A 16,896-nucleotide genomic window follows, 5' to 3' on the forward strand; every position below is an offset into this window, starting at 1 on the left:
CTCAGGGGAGGGGGTGGCGGCGGCTCCGCAGCCGTCCTCTCGAGGGTCGGGGTCCCCAACCCTCAGGCGGCCTGTCACCGGACCTGCCGCCCATGCGAGATACCGCGCGGACCGTCCGACTCCTCCCGGGGACGCTCGCCTTCGAGCGGAGCCGGAGAGCTGCGCGTATGGCAGAGGCCGCTAGGCCCCGCCGCGCACGGTCAGGCGAGCATCCAGACGAGGCCGACGATCAGCGTCACGACGACGAGCGTGTTGACCGCGACGAGGATCACCACGCCGAGCATCAGGGACGGGTCGCTCTCCTGGTCACCACAGCGAGTGGACAGAAGTGCCTCGGAGGGCTGCATGCCCCCGGCGGCGTACCCGGGTATCGCGTCCGCTGCGTGCTCTTCGACGGTCGTGATGACAGGTCGATCGCGGCGACGGGGCGTGGATCCACCCCCACTTCGGGGGGTCTTGTGTCATGCGGAGCGAGCCTCCGGTCGCCGTCGGGACGCCGGCGGGACTACACCTAGACCCTGACGAGGAGCGCGGCGGCGACGACCACGGCGGCGATGCCTGCCGCAGCGAGCCAGAGCCGCGGCGCCAGCCCCCGCTGTCGGCGTCGCTTCCTACCTCCGGTGAGAAGCTCCATCGGCCCTCGCTCGGGGTTCCTCGGCACCACCGTCCGCCCGTGCCGGCGACGTGGACAGGCAGACGCCGAGATCGAGCTCCGACAGCTGCGGCCAGCCGGAATCGGGATCGCCGACCTCGTGGTCGGGCCTCACCTCTGCGCCGGCTCGCACTTCATGATCGTCGGTGGACACGATCCGCTCCCCCCTGGTGACGCTGTCGATGATGAGCGTGTATACCCGCCGTCCGCGATCCTCATGCACGTTTCCCGCAGCCGCTCCGCGCACCTCTTGTTCCCTGCGCGTGCCCCTCGTGCGGGTAGGGGAAGTCGGGTCGAACGTCCAGTCCACCGGCGCCGCACGCGCGATAGAAAACCTGGTCGGGCGGCCCCGCCGCGCGCAGGGGGGATACGGGTCGCGCAGCGGGGCCGTCTACAGACAAGCACGTTCGGCGTGAGCCCGGCATCCCCCCGGCGTCGGATGATGGGCCCGCCTGGACTCGAACCAGGGACCTACCGATTATGAGTCGGCTGCTCTGACCAGCTGAGCTACGGGCCCGCTTCGCACCAGCGTAGAGCCTCCGTCCGCTAACCGGGTCATCGCTTGCGCGCGACCTCTCTGCCGCGCTGCTGACACAATGCGGTCGGATGGCGAGCGCACCCGGGCCAACCGAGGCGACACTGGGCTCCGTCCCGAACGGCGGCTCGATGAAGACCTTCCATCGAGAGACGCACTTCCGCACGGCGGGCGGGCTCTCGGTGACGGACATCACCGAGCAGGTGCAGGAGGCGGTCCGCGAGAGCGGTGTCCGCGACGGCGTGTGCTGCGTCTACTCGCCGCACACGACCTGCTCGGTGCGCGTCAACGAGTACGAGCGCGGCTTCCTCGAGGACTTCTCGGTCCTGCTCCGGCGGCTCGTCCCGACCGAGCACTACTACGCGCACGACGACTGGGACAGGCGCACCGAGAACGTGTCCGAGGAGGACATGGAGGCCTCGAACGGCCACTCGCACTGCATGTCGATGCTGATGGGGCCGGCGGGCGAGTCGATCCCCGTGCGGGACGGCGTCCTGTGCCTCGGCCGCTGGCAGCGCGTGCTGTTCCTCGAGCTCGACCGCGAGCGCGACCGCCGCTGGCTCGTCCACGTCGTCGGCGTCTGACGACGCAGGGAACCCTGGTTCCCCCACGAGCCCCCTCCTCGGGCTCGGCATCGACAGGCACGCTGGCCTCCCGGGCGGCAAGGCCGCCCTCCGGCCGCGAACCGAGGCGAATCTCGAGCGGCCGAACCAGCCTGACTCGATGCTCTCCCATCTAGGGTTGCCGACGTGGGCGCGGTCGAGAACCTCCTGATCGGCGGCGAGCGGGTGCCGTCCGCGGAGGGCCGCACCTTCGAGACCGTGAACCCCGCGACGGGCCAGGTGTTCCGGACCGTTGCGGAGGCCGGGCCCGAGGATGCCGACCGCGCCGCGCGGGCCGCCGCGAGGGCGTTCGAGGACTGGGGCGTGCGCACGCCGGTCCAGCGCGCGAAGGTGCTCTACCGCTGGGCCGACCTGATCGAGGAGCATGCGGACGAGCTCGCGCTGATCGAGACGCGCGACATGGGCATGGCGATCGGCGACGCGCGCTGGTGCGCGGGCAACGCCGCGGCGGTCATGCGCTACTACGCGGGCGCGGTCGACAAGTTCTTCGGCTCGACGATCCCCGTCGACCGCGACGGCATCGTTCTCACCTTCCGCGAGCCGATCGGCGTCGCGGCGCTGATCACGCCGTGGAACTTCCCGCTGAACATCGGCAACTGGAAGACGGCGCCGGCGATCGCGGCCGGGAACACCGTCGTGCTGAAGCCCGCGAGCCTCTCCCCTCTCTCCGTCCTTCGCTATGCGGAGCTCGGTCTCGAGGCGGGGCTCCCCCCGGGCGTGCTCAACGTCGTCCCGGGCCCCGGAGGCGCGGTGGGTGACGCGCTCGTCGAGCATCCGCTCGTCGGCAAGGTCGGGTTCACCGGCTCGACCGAGGTCGGGATCGAGATCGCGCGCAAGGCAGCCGGCACGGTCAAGCGCGTCACGCTCGAGCTCGGGGGCAAGAGCGCCTGCATCGTCTTCGCAGACGCGGACCTGGCGAAGGCGGGGCGGCTGGCACCGTTCTCCGTCTTCGAGAACGCCGGTCAGGACTGCTGCGCCCGCTCCAGGCTGCTCGTCGAGGCCTCGGCCCGGGAGGAGCTGCTCGAGCACTACGTCGCCGCGACGCGGGAGATCGTCGTCGGAGATCCCGAGTCACCGGAGACCCAGGTCGGCCCACTCGTCTCGGCCGGGCAGCGGGAGACCGTCGAGGGGTACATCGCCCGTGGAGTCGACGAGGGGGCGACGGTGCTGGAGGGCGGCTCCCGGCCGGACGACAGGGCGCTCGCCGGCGGCTTCTACCTCCGCCCCACGGTTCTCGGGGACTGCACGAACGAGATGGTGGTCGCGCGCGAGGAGATCTTCGGGCCTGTCGTCTCGGTGATCACGTTCGAGACCGAGGAGGAGGCGGTCCGCCTGGCGAACGACACGCCGTACGGCCTCTCCGGGTCGCTGTGGACACGCGACGGCGCACGTCAGCTCCGCGTCGCCCGCGCTCTCCGAACCGGGGCGATCGGCGTGAACTCGAACAGCTCGGTCTTCCCCCAGGCGCCGTTCGGCGGCTACAAGCAGTCGGGGGTCGGCAAGGAGCTCGGCATGGACGGGCTCGTGCACAACACCGAGCTGAAGAGCGTCTTCGTCTCGACGGAGCCCTAGCTGGACGGGGGCGAGCCGGGCTCCTGGCCGTCGGCGGTCGGAGTCGTCTCCTCCGGAGTGACGGCGTCCGGTTCACCGGGCGTCGCCGCCTGGCGGCGCGCCTCTTTCTTCTCCTGCTTGCGCGCGCGCCGGTCACGGACCGCCTGCTCGCGCATCATCTTCGCCATGGTCATCTGTCGCTTGGATCGCATCGGCGTGGTGTCCTCTCCTCGGGGATGGTGGCCGGAGGGCGCGGCGGCGGCCCGCCGTCCGGGGTCAGTCGGTGTCCAGCGGCGCGCCGCAGGACGCGCAGCCTGTCGCGATCTGCCAACGGCCCCCGCTCGTGCTCGGGTAGTGCCGCCACGCGCAGACCGGGCAGTCGATCCACGGTGCCGGGATCGGGCGTGATCGCGTCGTCCCGGGCTGCACCGCGTTGAACGGCCCGATCGGCGTGGGCCGTTGGCCCGAGCCGCGCGCCGGATCGAGCGGTGTCACGACGCGAAGCCTCGTCGGTCGCGGTGGGCGGGCCGGGCGGCGCCTGGGAACCTCAATCTCACGACCTTGCTGTCGAGGCACGTGTCCCGAATCCGCAGGACGGCTCGGGCGTTACCACCGAGGTGCCGGCAACCGCCGGCATCACCTCGGCTGCGGCCAGCCTAGCATCGGGTCAGCGGGATTCCAGAGCCAGCGCCGCCCGGAACGCCTGCTCGACCTCGGCCTCGGACCAGTCGTGACAGTCGACCTCGAGGTTGTACGACTGCTCGCCGGTCGCGCTCGTGACGAGTGCGGGCAGATCGCCCTCGGTCACCCCGGCGTCCCGGAGAGTCGGAAAGCCGACGTCCGCGAGGATCCGGCGTACGGCCCGTACGGCACGTGAGCCGTCCGTGGAGTCGTCGGCGGGCTCGCCCAGGGCATCGGCCACCCGCTCGAGGCGGTCGGCGCAGTCCGCGCGCGTGAGGTCGAGGGTCTCGGCGAGGACGAGGCCGACCGTCAGGCCGTGCGGCAGGTGCTTCACGCTCCCGAGCGCCTGCCCCAGCGCGTGATCGGCAGCGCAGTCGGAGAGGTTCATCGCGAGCCCCGCGATCAGGCTCGCGCAGGAGAGGCGCCGTCGGGCGTCCTCGTCGCCCCCGTCGGCGACCGCCTCGCGGACCGACCGCGCGGCGTGCCGGCAGGCCTCCAGCCCGAACGCCACGGAGAGCGGCGACGAGTTCGCCACGGTGCAGCCGCCGATCGCCTGCGCGATGGCGTCGACACCGGAGTGGGCTGTCGGTGCCGGCGGGAGCCCGTGTGTGAGCACCGGGTCGACGAGGGCGTGCTGGGCTCGCATGTCCGGATGCCCGAAGCCGATCTTCCGGTCGCCGGCGGTATCGGTGAGGACGCTCGCGCCGGAGACCTCGCTTCCCGTCCCCGCCGTCGTCGGGCAGAGGACCAGCCCGATGCGCGGCGGCTCGGGCGTGCGCGCGCCGCTCGCGTAGTCGGAGGCCTCTCCGCCCTGGTCGGCCACGATCCTGGCGGCCTTCGCCACGTCGAGCGCCGAGCCGCCGCCGATGCCCACGACCGCGTCCAGCGCCCGGCCCCGCACCCGCCCGGCGAGCTCGTTCGCCAGGGTGAACGTCGGCTCGCCCGGACCCTTGACGATGCGCTCGACCCGGACGCCGGCGCTCTCCACCGCACGCAGCGCCGCCACGACGTCCGAGTGCTCGGCGACGGGCTCCTCGACCACGACGAGCGCTGCCGTCGCGCGAAGCGACGCCAGCGCGTCCCCCAGCTCGGCGATGACGCCGTCCCCGAAGGCGATCTTCACCGGCAGCTGGGAGTGGAACGCGGTGACGGGCGCCGTCACGGGATCGCGGCCCTGGGCGCGGAGCGCTCCGCCCGATAGTGCCGCGCCTCGGCGACGAGAGCCTCGAACAGGCGCTTGTCCTCTTCCATCTCCGGATGCCAGAGCACCGCGACGGCAAATCGCTTGTCGGGATCCTCCAGGCCCTCCAGCGAGCCGTCCTCGGCCCAGGCGGTCTCGACGAGGCCCTCCCCCACCCGGCCGACACCCTGGTGGTGGCTCGACTGGACGCTGTCGTGGCGCGGTCCCAGGATCTCGGCGAGCTTCGTCCCCTCCTTCACCTCGACGGGATGCTCGGAGAACGCGCCGAGCACCTCGCGGTGGCCCTCGTGGCCGAGCGACTCGGGCAGGTGCTGGACGAGGTCGCCTCCGCGCGCGACGGTGAGGAGCTGGAAGCCGCGGCAGATCGCAAGCGTCGGCACGTCGCGCTCGAGGGCCCGCCGGAGGAGCGCCAGCTCGCCCGCGTCGCGGCGCGCCTGCGCGGGGTCGGTCTGCTCGTGGCGCTCGGCTCCGTACGTCTGTGGATCGATGTCGATCCCGCCCGAGAAGACGACGCCGTCGAGGACGTCGAGTGTCTCGTCGACCGCCTCCACGCTCGGCGGCACGACGAGTGCCCGGCCTCCGGCCCGCTCGACCGACTCGACGTAGTGGAACGGCACGAGCGCGGCCGGAAGCTCCCAGGCGCCCCAGCGCGCGGGCTGCGCGTAGGACGTGATCCCGATCATCGGCCGGTCGGCCACGGCTCAAGCCTACGCAACACCCACGGCGAATCCGTAGCTCCCCGCACGCCCGATCGCGCCGTTTGCGGATGCGGTGGCGGCGCGGGCGCGCGAGGCTGGGCGAGAAAGGAGGTGCGTGATGAAGACCATCCTCCTCGCCTACGAGGAGCGACCGGTTGCGCGGCGCATCCTCGAGCGCACCGCGGAGCTGGCGAAGGCCCTCTCGGCGAAGGTGCTCGTCACGAGCGTCGCCCCGGTGCTGCTCACGAGAGGCCAGGGCCCGTGGGATCCCGCCGATCCCCCTTCGCGGCATCGGAAGGAGGTCGACCACGCCGTCGCCCGGCTCACCGAGCTCGGCCTGACGGACGTGGAAGCGGTGGTGACCACCGGCGACCCGAGCCATGCGATCGTCGAGTTGGCCGACGAGAGGAAGGCCGACCTGATCGTGCTGGGCGCGCACGAAGGCGGCCTCGTCTCGCGCGTGATCGAGGGCTCGGTCGGCGACGCGGTGGCGCATGCGGCGCACACCGACGTGCTGATCGTCCACTGAGCTTCGCCGGCGCCTGACACCGGGCAGGGTGTCAGGCGCCGTCCCCCGGCTCGAGCCGAGCGGCGAGCACGCCCCGCTCGACGTCGGTGAGCGGCCGGGAGCGACCCGTCTCGGGGTCGCGCGCGACGAGCACGGCCTCGGCCTCGGCCGAGAGGGAGCCGTCGACGGTCACGATCTCCTCGCGCAGCGTCAGGCTCGAGGTGCCGATGCGCGTGAGGCGGATGCGGACGAGCACGGCGTCGTCTTCCTGCGTCAGCTCGCGGCGGAAGTCGATCGCGACGCGGGCGAGGACGTAGTCCCACGGGTCGCCTGCGTCGCCGAGCGCGCGCACCATCCACTCGTCGCGGCCCTCTTCGAGGTAGGTGGCGTAGACCGCGTTGTTGACGTGGCGGTACGCGTCCAGGTCGCGCCAGCGGATCTCGATCCTCTTCTCGTGGGTCATCAGTAGGCGAGCCCCTCGCGGCGCAGCATGGTCCCCACCGTACGACGGAGAATGTCCAGGTCGCGCCGGACGACCTCCCAGCCGGACCCGGACGCGAGCAGCTCGACGTACGCCAGGTCGAGCTCCTCGGATGCCACGTCGTGCCCTTTCTCGACCTGGGCGGGGCCGGTCCATCCCGCGATCGCGCGAAGCCGGTAGTCGAGGCCGCGCGCGAGCTGCCGCTCGACGAGCTGCTCGGGCTGCGGGCGGGGCCCCACGAGGCTCATCTCCCCACGCAGGACGTTGACGAGCTGCGGGAGCTCGTCGAGGTACATCGGCTTCAGCACGCGGCGGCCGGCCCAGGTGAGATTGGCGGCGTCCGCCTCGAAGGGCCGGACATGGCCCGCCGCCTCGACGAGCACGCTCTCGCGCAACGTACGGAGCTTGAGCAGTTCGAAAGGGCGGCCGCGTGTGATGCGCCGCTCCCGGTAGATGAGGCGCCCGCGGTCCTGCGGGCAGCGCAGCATGTCGACGCCGATTGCGCCGAGCACCACCGCCCACACCGGCGTGAGCGCGACGAGCAACGACCCCGAGACGGCGACGTCGAGGGCCCGCTTCGCCCGTGGCAGCCGCAGGGGGTCAGATGCGCTCGAAGTAGCGCTTTCTTTCCCAGTCGGTGACGAAGCGATCGAAGAGCCCCTGTTCGGTGCGTGCGTAGTTGAGGTAGTGGTCGACGACCTGGTCGCCGAAGGCGGCGCGCGCCATCGACCCCTGCTCGAGCGCCGCGATCGCCTCTCTCATCGACGAGGGGAACCGCTCCGAGTCGGACTCGTAGGCGTTGCCCTGCAGCGGCGGCGGTGCCTCCAGGCCCTGCTCGATCCCGTGCAGGCCTGACGCGATCATCGCAGCGAACGCGAGGTAGGGATTGACGTCGCCGCCCGGGATCCGCGTCTCCACGCGCCTCGCCGTGCCGTGGCCGACGACCCTGTAGCCGCACGTCCGGTTGTCGTGGCCCCACGCGAGCGTGGTCGGCGCCCAGCTTCCCGCTGCGTAGCGCTTGTACGAGTTGATCGTGGGTGCGAAGAAGACCGCGAGCTCCTTCGCGCACGCGATCTGACCCGCGAGCCACCGGCCGAAGAGCACCTCGTCGTCCGCGAACGCCGGCTGGTCGCCGCGGAAGAGCGACGAGTGGATGTGGCACGAGTTGCCGATCCAGCCCTCGAACGGCTTGGCCATGAAGCTGATCGAGCGTCCGTGCAGGAAGGCGATCTCCTTGGCCCCGTTCTTGTAGATCGCGTGGTTGTCGGCCATCGTCAGAGCGTCCGAGAACCGGAAGTTGATCTCCTGCTGGCCGGGCCAGGCCTCCCCCTTCGAGGCCTCCACTCGCATCCCCGCCTCCTGCATCCCGTTCCTGATCGCGCGGAGCAGCGGCTCGTCGTAGGTCGTGGCCAGGATGTGGTAGTCGAGGATGTACGGCACGGTCGGCGTCAGGCCCGTGTACCCGTTGGCGTGCGCCTCGGCGAAGGTCTCCTCGAGGAGATAGAACTCGAGCTCGGAGCCCATCATCGGCGTGAGCCCGAGCTCCGCCGCGCGCTCGATCTGGGCGCGAAGCACCTGTCGCGGGGACGGCTGCACCGGCGAGCCGTCGTGCCACTGGACGTCGCCGAGCACGAGCGCGGTCCCCTCGAGCCAGGGGACCCGCCTCAGCGTCGCCAGGTCGGGGCGCATGCCGAAGTCGCCGTAACCCTGCTCCCAGCTCGCGATCTCGTAGCCCGGCACGGGGTCCATCTCCATCTCGAGCGCGAGCAGGTAGTTGCACCCCTCGACCGGGTGCTCCGCCTCCATCTCCTCGACGAAGAACTCGGCGTGAAGGCGCTTGCCGAGCAGGCGCCCCTGCATGTCGGTGAAGGCGACGACGACCGTGTCGACCTCGCCGGTCGCGGCGAGCGCCTTCAGCTCCGCGAAGGTCAGCATGGCGGCGATCCTATTCCGTCCGCCTCGCGGACGACACTCGCTGATCGTTGACATGTCTTGACACGAGGAACGCCGCATAGGTGAATACCCCGTTCAAACCCCCACAAGGAGGCAGGCGATGAGCACAGGGCCCGCGGGCGGCGGGTACCACACCTCGGAGGACGAGCAGATCCTCCACCGGCTCGGCTACGCGCAGGAGCTGTTCCGCGCGATGGGCGGGTTCCAGAACTTCGCGATCAGCTTCACGATCATCTCGATCCTCGCCGGCTGCCTCACCTCGTACGCGATCGCCTTCAACAACGGCGGTCCCATTGCGATCTCCTGGGGTTGGCTGTGGGTCGGGACGATGAGCACGATCATCGCCCTCGCGATGGCCGAGATCGCCTCGGTCTTCCCCACGGCCGGAGGCCTCTACTACTGGTCGTCCAAGCTCGGCAGCCCGGCGTGGGGCTGGTTCACGGGCTGGTTCAACCTCGTGGGCCAGATCGCCGTGACCGCCGCGATCGGGTACGGGCTCGCGATCTTCTCGACCGCGCTCCTGAACTTCTGGTTCGACTACCCGAACACGAAGGAGTGGACGCTCCTCACCTACTCCGTCGTGATGATCATCGCCGTGGTCATCAACCTGTTCAACGTCCGGTTCACGTCGATGCTCAACACGATCTCGGCGTACTGGCACATGGTGGGCGTCGCCTTCATCGTGCTCGTCCTGATCATCGTCCCGGATCAGCACCGGTCGATCGGCTTCGTCTTCACGGACACGCTGAACAACTCGGGCTTCTCCGGGACGAACTTCGGCAGCATCATGTTCTGGTACGTCTTCGGGATCGGGCTCCTGATGTCGCAGTACACGATCACGGGGTTCGACGCCTCGGCCCACCTCGCCGAGGAGACGCACCAGGCCTCGCGGATGGCCGCGGTGGGCATGTACATGTCGGTCGTCGCATCAGTCGTGTTCGGGTGGATCCTGCTTCTCGCCGTGACGTTCGCCGTCCCGGACGTGGAGGGCGTCGTCGCCGCGGGCAGCAATGCGGTGATGTACATCTGGCAGGCGTCGATGAGCCAGAACTGGGCGGAGATCCTCCTGCTCATCTGCTGCATCGCGCAGATGTTCTGCCTCACGGCCTCGGTCACGTCCGCGTCCCGGATGATGTTCGCGTTCTCGCGCGACGGCGCGATCCCCGGGCACAGGCTCTGGCGCCAGGTGGGCCGTAACCGCGTCCCGCAGCTCGCGGTGGTCGCAATCGGCTTCCTCGCCTGGGCGCTGATGATCCCGACGTACTGGAACGCGTTCGTGGGCTATCTCGTGGGCACCTCGATCGCGGTGATCGGGCTGTACATCGCGTTCATCCTCCCGGTGATCCTCCGGTATCGCATCGGCGACGCCTGGGAGCCGGGCGCCTGGAGCCTCGGCAAGCACTACAAGTGGATCGACCCGATCGCGATCGTCTGGGTGGCGATCATCTCGGTCTTGTTCATGCTCCCGATCTCGCCCGCGGGCATCCCGTTCAAGGACGACCCGGGCTTCAACTGGGACGTCGTGAACTACGCACCGGTCACCGTCCTCGGCGCGCTGCTGTTCTTCGGCGGGTGGTGGGTCATCTCCGCGAAGAACTGGTTCAAGGGCCCGGTGCGCATGGGCACCGAGGAAGAGCTCGAGGCTCTGGAGGAGAGATCGCTCGGGCAGTTCGACCTCCCGACGGAGGGCGAGCCGGCCTAGCGAACGTCTCAGAGGCGTGCGAACGAGGGGCGCCCGCAGGCGCCCCTCGTCGTTCATCGGCCGAGCGCGGCCACGAACGCGGGCTCGGCCGCCGTGCGCTCCAGGCGCTCGAAGTGCTCCGCCGCGTACCCGTCGAAGTCGAAGTCGAGCTCGGAGACGACGCTCTGCACGACCCCCCACATCGCCTCCCGGAAGTCGGACATGAAGCGCATCAGGTCGAGCGCCGCGAGGGCGTCGGGATGCGCGTCGCCCGCGTAGGCCGCGAGGAGCACCGCCCGGGCGCCGGCGTCGAGCTCGTGGTTGATCGAGAAGTTCGCCAGGTCGAAGAACGGGTCGCCCATCCCCGCGTACTCCCAGTCGACGATCCGGAGCCGCTCGCCGTCGTCGATCACGTTCGCGTTGAGGAGGTCGTTGTGACACGGGCGTGGAGGCTGGCCGGCGCGCAGGCCCGCGATCCTCCTCGCCAGATCGTGCGCGTCGGCGAACGCGACCGGCAATGACGCGCCGCGGTCGAGCGCCGTGCCGCGGTACGTCTCGACGACCTCCAGCGCGTCGAAGCGTCCGGGGATCGGCGGCGCCTGGTGGACGGCGCGGAGCGTCGCGGCGACCCGCGCGAGCTGCGCCGGCTCCCGGAGACGTTCCGGCGGGGGGATCGAGCCGTCGATGAACCGTGTGACGAGCCAGCCCTCCGGCTCGACGAAGTCGACCACCTCGGGCCCGACGCCCACCGCCGCCGCGGCCCGCGTGGCCGCGAGCTCGACGTGGCGATCGATGCCGAGCAGGTCGGTGTCCTTCCCGGCAACGCGGAGGACGAACACTCCCTCCGCCCGCGTCACCTTGAGGTTGTGGTTGGTGATGCCGCCGCCGAGCACCTCCCACGTCGACCCGCCGGCGGGCCAGACCCGCTCGACGGCGGCCGCCAGCGTGGCGCTCACGCGCGGACCCGCTCGCCCGACGGGTCGTGGAGCGGCTCGTCGACGACGACGCCGTCGATCCACTCCCCGAAGATCTCCACGGCGACCTCGCTGCCCACGCCGTGCTCCGAGGGGAGGTAGGCGAACGCGATCGAGGCCCCGACCGTGTACCCGTAGCCGCCGCTCGTCACCCGGCCCACGGGCTCGCCCCCGACCCGGACGGGCTCGGAGCCGAGCGCGACGGCGCGGGGCTCGGCGAGCGTCAGGCAGCGCAGGCGGCGCTCCGGCTCGGCCGCCGCGACGAGTGCGTCTCGTCCGACGAAGTCGCCCTTGTCGAGCTTCACGGCGAATCCGAGCCCGGCCTCGTACGGCGTGTCCTCCGGCGAGATGTCGGCACCCCACACGCGGTACCCCTTCTCGAGGCGCAGCGAGTCGATCGCCTTGTATCCCCCTGCGACGAGGCCGTGGTCCCGGCCGGCGGCCCACAGCTCGTCCCACAGCCGCGCGCCGAACTCGGCCGGACAGTACAGCTCCCAGCCGAGCTCGCCGACGTACGTCACGCGGACGGCGAGGCAGGGCACGGGGCCGACCGCGAGCTCGCGCGCGGTCATGTAGGGGAAGGCGTCGTTCGACAGGTCTGTGACCGTGAGCGGCTGGAGCACCTCTCGGCTCGCAGGCCCCCAGAGGCCGAAGCACGACGACGCGGAGGTCACATCGGTGACGTGCACGGAGCCGTCGCCGGGCGCGTGCTGGCGGATCCACGCTGCGTCGTGCTGGCCGAACGCCGTCCCCGTCACGATCCTGAACCAGTCCTCCCCGAGGCGCGTCACCGTGAAGTCGCACTCGATGCCGCCGCGCGGGTTGAGCATCTGCGTGTACGTGACGCGCCCCTCCTCGCGTGCGACCCTGTTCGCGCAGAGGCTCTCCAGGAAGTCGGCTGCGCCGTCCCCGGAGACGTCGAGCTTGGCGAACGACGACTCGTCGAACAGCGCCGCGCCCTCGCGGCACGCGCGGTGCTCGACGCCGATCGCCGGGGACCAGAGCTTCCCCGCCCAGCCGCGCGGGCGAAGTGACTCGTCCCCGGCTGCGGCGTTCGGCTCGAACCAGTTCGCCCGCTCCCAGCCCGACTTCTCCCCGAACACGGCACCGAGCTCGCGCAGCCGGGCGTTCGCCGACGACAGGCGCAGCGGCCGCCCTGCCTCGCGCTCGTGGCCCGGGTACTCGACGTCGTAGTACGTCTCGTAGATCTCCCTGGTGCGCGCGACGGTGTAGTCCCGCGAGCGATAGGCCGAACCGAAGCGCCTGGAGTCCATGTGCCAGACGTCGAGTGAGGGCGTCCCCTCGACGATCCACTCGGCCACGAGCTTGCCCATGCCGCCGGCGCCCGCGAGCCCGTGGGCACAGAACCCGGCCGCAACCCAATAGCCGCGCAGGTCGGAAGGGCCGAGGATGAACTCGCCGTCGGGCGTGAACGCCTCGGGGCCGTTGATCAGCCGCACGACCTCCATTTCCTCCAGCGAGGGGACGCGCACGATCGCGTTCTCCATCAGCTCCTCGAAGCGCGGCCAGTCCTCCTCGAGCAGCTTGCCGTTGAAATCGGGCGGGATGCCGTCGAGCGACCACGGCGCGCAATGCCGCTCGTAGCCGCCCATGATCAGCCCGCCCGACTCGGGCCGGAAGTAGACGAGCAGGCTCGGGTCGCGCATCGTCGGCATGTCGAGGGGCAGCCCCGAGGGCTTCAGGACGAGGTACTCGTGGGCCATCGGCACGACCGGCACGGTCACCCCCGCCAGCGCACCGAGCTCGCCCGCGAACATGCCGCCGGCGTTGACGACGACCTCCGTCTCGATCGCCCCTCGCTCGGTCTCGACCGCCGTGACGCGGCCGCGATGGGCGCGGACTCCGGTGACCCGGGTGCTCGTGGCGACCTCCGCACCGCGCCTGCGCGCGCCCTCGGCGAGGGCGAACGTCAGCTGGCTCGGGTCGATGTACCCGTCCGTCGGGAGGTACGCGGCGCCGAGCACGCCGTCGGCCGTCATCGGAGGGAACAGCTCCTGGGCCTCCGCGGCGGAGATCAGCTCGAGCGCGAGCCCGAAGGTCTTCGCCCACCCGGCCTGGCGGGCGATCTCCTCCATGCGCTCCTGCGACGAGGCGAGCCGCAGGGAGCCGACCTCGCGCCAGCCGGTCGCGAGGCCGACCTCTGCCTCGAGCGTGCGGTAGAGGTCGACGCTCTCCATCATCATCCGGGTGAGCGAGAGCGACGAGCGGAGTTGGCCGACAAGGCCCGCCGAGTGGAACGTGGAGCCGCTCGTCAGGTCCGCACGCTCGACCAGGACGACGTCGTCCCAGCCGAGCCGCGTCAGCCAGTAGAGGACCGAGCAGCCCCCCACTCCGCCGCCGATCACCACCGCCCTCGCGCTCGACCGCACCACGCCTCCGTCTTCGCTGCCGACGCCCGCTACGCGGAACCTAGACCGTTGCCCGCGAGGTCGTCGCGGCACCCGAGGGGGGCCGCCGACCGATCGTCGCTCAGACCCAGGCGCCGCCGTTCTGGTCGATCGTCTGGCCCGTGACGCCACGGGCGTCCGGGGACAGGAGCCAGGCGACGGTGCCCGCGATGTCCTCGGGCTGCGACATCCGGCGCAGCGGCACCTGGAGCATCGCGTCGTGATATGCGTCCTCCCGGGTCACGCCGCCCGCCGACGCAGCCGCGGCGAGGCCCTGCCAGGCCATGTCCGTGTCGACCCAGCCGGGACAGATCGCATTGACCTGGACCTCGGCCGGGGCGAGCTCGGCCGCGAACGAGCGGACGAGACCGAGAAGGCCCGCCTTCGAGGCGCTGTAGCCGGTGTACCCGGCCACGGCGATCCGGGCGAGGATGGAGGAGATGACGACGATGTGACGGGCGTCGGGCCCGGGGGCGAGGTGTCGCAGCACCGCACGCACGCAGTAGTACGTGCCGTTGACGTTCGTCCGGACGAGGTCGTCGAAGCGGTCGCCGCCCTCGTCGGAGTCGCCGTTCGGGCCGCCGATCCCGCTCGCTGCGACGAGAGCGTGGATCGGCCCGAGCGATCTCGCCGCGCGTTCCATGGCTCCCTCCACCTCCGCGCGGTCACGGATGTCGCACGGCTCCACCCGGGTCGGGCCCGTGGCCGCCGCCGCAGTCGCCTCGAGCGGCTCACGGCCTCTGGCGAGGAGCGTCACCGAGGCGCCCTCGCGGGCGAGCCGCAGGGCGATCGCGCGTCCGATCCCCGTGCCGGCCCCCGTCACGACGACGTGCTTCCCCGTCATCCGATCCCCCACGTGCGTTCGAGTTCGCAATTTGCGGCCTTTCCGTGATCGGTTCTCCTTGCGGGCACCGCCGCGACAGCGTAGATTGCCGCTGCGCCGAGCACGGGACGCGAGTAGGACGAAGCTCTCCCGGGAGGCCGTACGCGGAAGCGGAAGGTCAGCCGGGGAAGTGGACGAAAGCGCACCCGGCTCGGCGAATCCTTGGTCCCGTTTATGTAGAGCACATGCGGCTCTACGCAAGTATGTGCGCCTTGTAAAGAAAAGATCGCAAACAGCGATCTTCTTGTTTCCCACACTGCTTGACGATCACCTCCTGACGGTCTAGTGTCCTGGGTGCACCGAGGAAGGAGCGCCCGAGGTCGATGGCTCTCCGACAGGCAAACGCTTCGGCGGAGGTCGGTCGGCAAGCCGGACGAGGGAGCACCGGCCTCGGTGCATTCTTGCGTTGATTTCGCGCTCTCGAGGCGAATCCATCGCGAAAAGACCCCGCGGCCGGTAATTGTCGCAATTTGCGATCTCGTCGCGTTCGGAGCGCTTGACGGTCGTGGAATTCGCCGGTAGGTTTCCGAGTGCACCGAGCACGGAGCGCCGAAGGACGAAGGCACTCCCGCCCGGCAGTCGCTTCGGCGAAGGTCGATCGGGTGAGCTGGACGGAGGCGAGACCGACTCGGTGCGCTTCTTTGGTCCGCGAGCGGGATTCCGCCGAGCGGAATCCCGCCGCTCGGACCCCCGCCTGCGGCGGGGCGGATCCCTGAAGGCGCCGGCTTCGCCGCCGCAACGACGCGTCGTACCGAAGCGAGTCGAACGCAGCTCGCCGCATCCCCGCAGGAGCGGGATCCCGCCGCTCGGACCCCCGCCTGCGGCGGGGAAGATCCCTGAAGGCGCCGGCTTCGCCAGCATCCGCCGCGGCGCGTCGATGCCGTTCGAGCCGGGCGAGTCGAAGGCAGCTCGCCGTATCCTCGCCGAGTGCGTCGCATCGTGGCCGTCACGGGGTCGATCGTGTTCCTCGACGCGATGCTGTTCGGGGCGATCATCCCCCTCCTACCGAGGTTCGCGGACGACTACGACCTGACGAAGCTCGAGGCCGGGATCCTGCTCGGCACGTACGGGGCGGGAGCCCTCGTCGGCGGGATCCCCGGAGGCATCCTGGTCGGCCGGGTCGGGCCCAAGCGCGGTGTCCTGGCCGGGCTCCTCGTGCTCGCCCTGGCGAGCTTCGCGTTCGCGCTGGCGGGCGGGCCTGTCGCCCTCGGCGCGGCGCGGTTCGCCCAGGGCGTCTCCAGCGCGACGACCTGGGCCGGCGCACTCGCGTGGGTCGCGGTCAGCGTGCCGCGCGAGCGCCGCGGTCAGGCGCTCGGCAGCGTGTTCGGGCTGGCGGTGTTCGGGTTCGTGGTCGGGCCGATGTTCGGCGGTGTCGCGGACGTCGTCGGGATCCGGCCGTCGTTCGCACTCGTCGCGCTCGTGGCGGCCGGGCTCGCGGCGGGCATCGCGACGATCGAGGCGCCGGCGCGGGAAGAGGCCCGCCCGGGAGCGGCAAAGCGGGCGGTCCGCGATCGCGCCTTCGTCGGAGGCCTCTGGCTCAACACCCTGCCGGCCCTCTTCTTCGGGGCGCTGGACGTCCTCGTGCCGCTGCGCCTCGACGACGCCGGCTATGGCGCGCTGGCGATCGCCGCGGTGTTCTTCGCCGCCGGTCTCGTGGAGGTCTTCGTCAACCCGTTCGTGGGGCGCGTCTCGGACCGCCACGGGCGGCTGCTTCCGGTGCGTGTCGCGCTCGCCGCCTCGATCGTCGTGGCCGCCGCTCTCGCGCTCGCGACCGAGCCGATCGTCGTCGCGGTGCTCGTCGTGGCCGCGTCCGTCACCTTCGGGGGCTTCTACACCCCGGGGATGTCGCTCGTCGCCGATCGCGCCGACCGTGCCGGGCTCTCACAGGGGATCGGCTTCGGCGTGACGAACACCGCGTGGGCCCTCGGGGCCCTGACGGGCCCGGCCGTCGGCGGAGCGCTGGCCCAGGCGTTCGGCGACCCTGTCCCCTATCTCCTGTGCGGGGCGCTCTGCGGGCTCACCCTCATCGCGGCGACGCGCGGCGCAGCGCGGCTGCGAGCGGCGTGA

General features: G+C 71.1%; 16 protein-coding genes and 1 tRNA gene. 5 read left to right on the forward strand and 12 right to left on the reverse strand.

What is annotated here, in order from left to right; translation table 11 throughout:
- Positions 1-200: 200 nt before the first annotated feature.
- The 3 genes from VFO26_RS16170 to VFO26_RS16180 form a co-directional block, all read right to left on the reverse strand.
- Complete coding sequence (locus VFO26_RS16170) at positions 201-347, reverse strand: hypothetical protein (protein ID WP_325116104.1); 147 nt, start codon at positions 345-347, stop codon at positions 201-203.
- A gap of 164 nt (positions 348-511) precedes the next feature.
- The gene (locus VFO26_RS16175; RefSeq protein WP_325116105.1) at positions 512-634 is read right to left on the reverse strand and encodes a hypothetical protein; all 123 of its coding nucleotides are present in this window, start codon (positions 632-634) and stop codon (positions 512-514) included.
- Positions 635-1,095: 461 nt separating this feature from the next.
- Positions 1,096-1,169, reverse strand: a tRNA-Ile gene (locus tag VFO26_RS16180).
- An 89-nt stretch (positions 1,170-1,258) separates the two neighbouring features.
- Here VFO26_RS16180 and VFO26_RS16185 point away from each other — a divergent pair.
- Together VFO26_RS16185 and VFO26_RS16190 are read left to right on the forward strand one after the other, a co-directional pair.
- Entirely contained in the window at positions 1,259-1,771 is a 513-nt protein-coding gene (locus VFO26_RS16185) for a secondary thiamine-phosphate synthase enzyme YjbQ (protein WP_325116106.1), read from the forward strand.
- 165 nt (positions 1,772-1,936) lie between these two features.
- Positions 1,937-3,382: an aldehyde dehydrogenase family protein gene (locus VFO26_RS16190; protein ID WP_325116107.1), complete on the forward strand. Its 1,446-nt coding sequence runs from the start codon at positions 1,937-1,939 to the stop codon at positions 3,380-3,382.
- Here VFO26_RS16190 and VFO26_RS16195 read toward each other — a convergent pair.
- The 3 genes from VFO26_RS16195 to VFO26_RS16205 all read right to left on the reverse strand — a co-directional run bounded on the left by VFO26_RS16195 (position 3,379) and on the right by VFO26_RS16205 (position 5,941).
- Positions 3,379-3,573 (reverse strand): hypothetical protein, encoded by a 195-nt coding sequence (locus VFO26_RS16195; RefSeq protein WP_325116108.1) that lies wholly within the window; start codon positions 3,571-3,573, stop codon positions 3,379-3,381. The two genes, VFO26_RS16190 and VFO26_RS16195, sit on opposite strands and share 4 nt — an antisense overlap.
- 455 nt (positions 3,574-4,028) lie before the next feature.
- On the reverse strand, positions 4,029-5,204 hold the full coding sequence (locus VFO26_RS16200) for an iron-containing alcohol dehydrogenase (protein ID WP_325116109.1): 1,176 nt from the start codon (positions 5,202-5,204) through the stop codon (positions 4,029-4,031).
- The gene (locus VFO26_RS16205; protein WP_325116110.1) at positions 5,201-5,941 is read right to left on the reverse strand and encodes a gamma-glutamyl-gamma-aminobutyrate hydrolase family protein; all 741 of its coding nucleotides are present in this window, start codon (positions 5,939-5,941) and stop codon (positions 5,201-5,203) included. Before VFO26_RS16205 ends, VFO26_RS16200 begins: the two co-directional genes overlap by 4 nt.
- Before the next feature lie 118 nt (positions 5,942-6,059).
- On the opposite strand from VFO26_RS16205, the gene VFO26_RS16210 reads away from it, so the two are divergent.
- Complete coding sequence (locus VFO26_RS16210; RefSeq protein ID WP_325116111.1) at positions 6,060-6,470, forward strand: universal stress protein; 411 nt, start codon at positions 6,060-6,062, stop codon at positions 6,468-6,470.
- A gap of 31 nt (positions 6,471-6,501) precedes the next feature.
- Here VFO26_RS16210 and VFO26_RS16215 read toward each other — a convergent pair whose 3' ends face one another.
- From VFO26_RS16215 to VFO26_RS16225, 3 genes are read right to left on the reverse strand one after another with little or no spacing between them, the layout of a single operon-like run.
- The gene (locus tag VFO26_RS16215; protein ID WP_325116112.1) at positions 6,502-6,912 is read right to left on the reverse strand and encodes a thioesterase family protein; all 411 of its coding nucleotides are present in this window, start codon (positions 6,910-6,912) and stop codon (positions 6,502-6,504) included.
- A complete protein-coding gene (locus VFO26_RS16220; RefSeq protein WP_325116154.1) occupies positions 6,912-7,580 on the reverse strand; it encodes a sugar transferase in 669 nt (222 codons plus the stop codon). Before VFO26_RS16220 ends, VFO26_RS16215 begins: the two co-directional genes overlap by 1 nt.
- Complete coding sequence (locus VFO26_RS16225; RefSeq protein ID WP_325116113.1) at positions 7,531-8,865, reverse strand: glutamine synthetase family protein; 1,335 nt, start codon at positions 8,863-8,865, stop codon at positions 7,531-7,533. The genes VFO26_RS16220 and VFO26_RS16225 overlap by 50 nt, the downstream gene beginning before the upstream one ends.
- A gap of 118 nt (positions 8,866-8,983) precedes the next feature.
- On the opposite strand from VFO26_RS16225, the gene VFO26_RS16230 reads away from it, so the two are divergent.
- A complete protein-coding gene (locus tag VFO26_RS16230; RefSeq protein WP_325116114.1) occupies positions 8,984-10,585 on the forward strand; it encodes an amino acid permease in 1,602 nt (533 codons plus the stop codon).
- 53 nt (positions 10,586-10,638) lie between these two features.
- On the opposite strand, the gene VFO26_RS16235 is transcribed toward VFO26_RS16230, so the two are convergent.
- From VFO26_RS16235 to VFO26_RS16245, 3 genes are all read right to left on the reverse strand, one after another.
- A complete protein-coding gene (locus VFO26_RS16235) occupies positions 10,639-11,520 on the reverse strand; it encodes a phosphotransferase (protein ID WP_325116115.1) in 882 nt (293 codons plus the stop codon).
- Positions 11,517-13,931 carry an FAD-dependent oxidoreductase gene (locus tag VFO26_RS16240; RefSeq protein ID WP_325116116.1) on the reverse strand — a complete coding sequence of 805 codons (2,415 nt, stop codon included), beginning with the start codon at positions 13,929-13,931 and terminating at the stop codon, positions 11,517-11,519. Before VFO26_RS16240 ends, VFO26_RS16235 begins: the two co-directional genes overlap by 4 nt.
- Positions 13,932-14,028: 97 nt before the next feature.
- Positions 14,029-14,790: an SDR family oxidoreductase gene (locus VFO26_RS16245; protein ID WP_325116117.1), complete on the reverse strand. Its 762-nt coding sequence runs from the start codon at positions 14,788-14,790 to the stop codon at positions 14,029-14,031.
- Between the two features lie 966 nt (positions 14,791-15,756).
- On the opposite strand from VFO26_RS16245, the gene VFO26_RS16250 reads away from it, so the two are divergent.
- Positions 15,757-16,896 (forward strand): MFS transporter, encoded by a 1,140-nt coding sequence (locus VFO26_RS16250; protein WP_325116118.1) that lies wholly within the window; start codon positions 15,757-15,759, stop codon positions 16,894-16,896.

The sequence above is a fragment of the Gaiella sp. genome (assembly GCF_035710885.1).
In the GTDB taxonomy this organism is placed as follows: domain Bacteria; phylum Actinomycetota; class Thermoleophilia; order Gaiellales; family Gaiellaceae; genus Gaiella.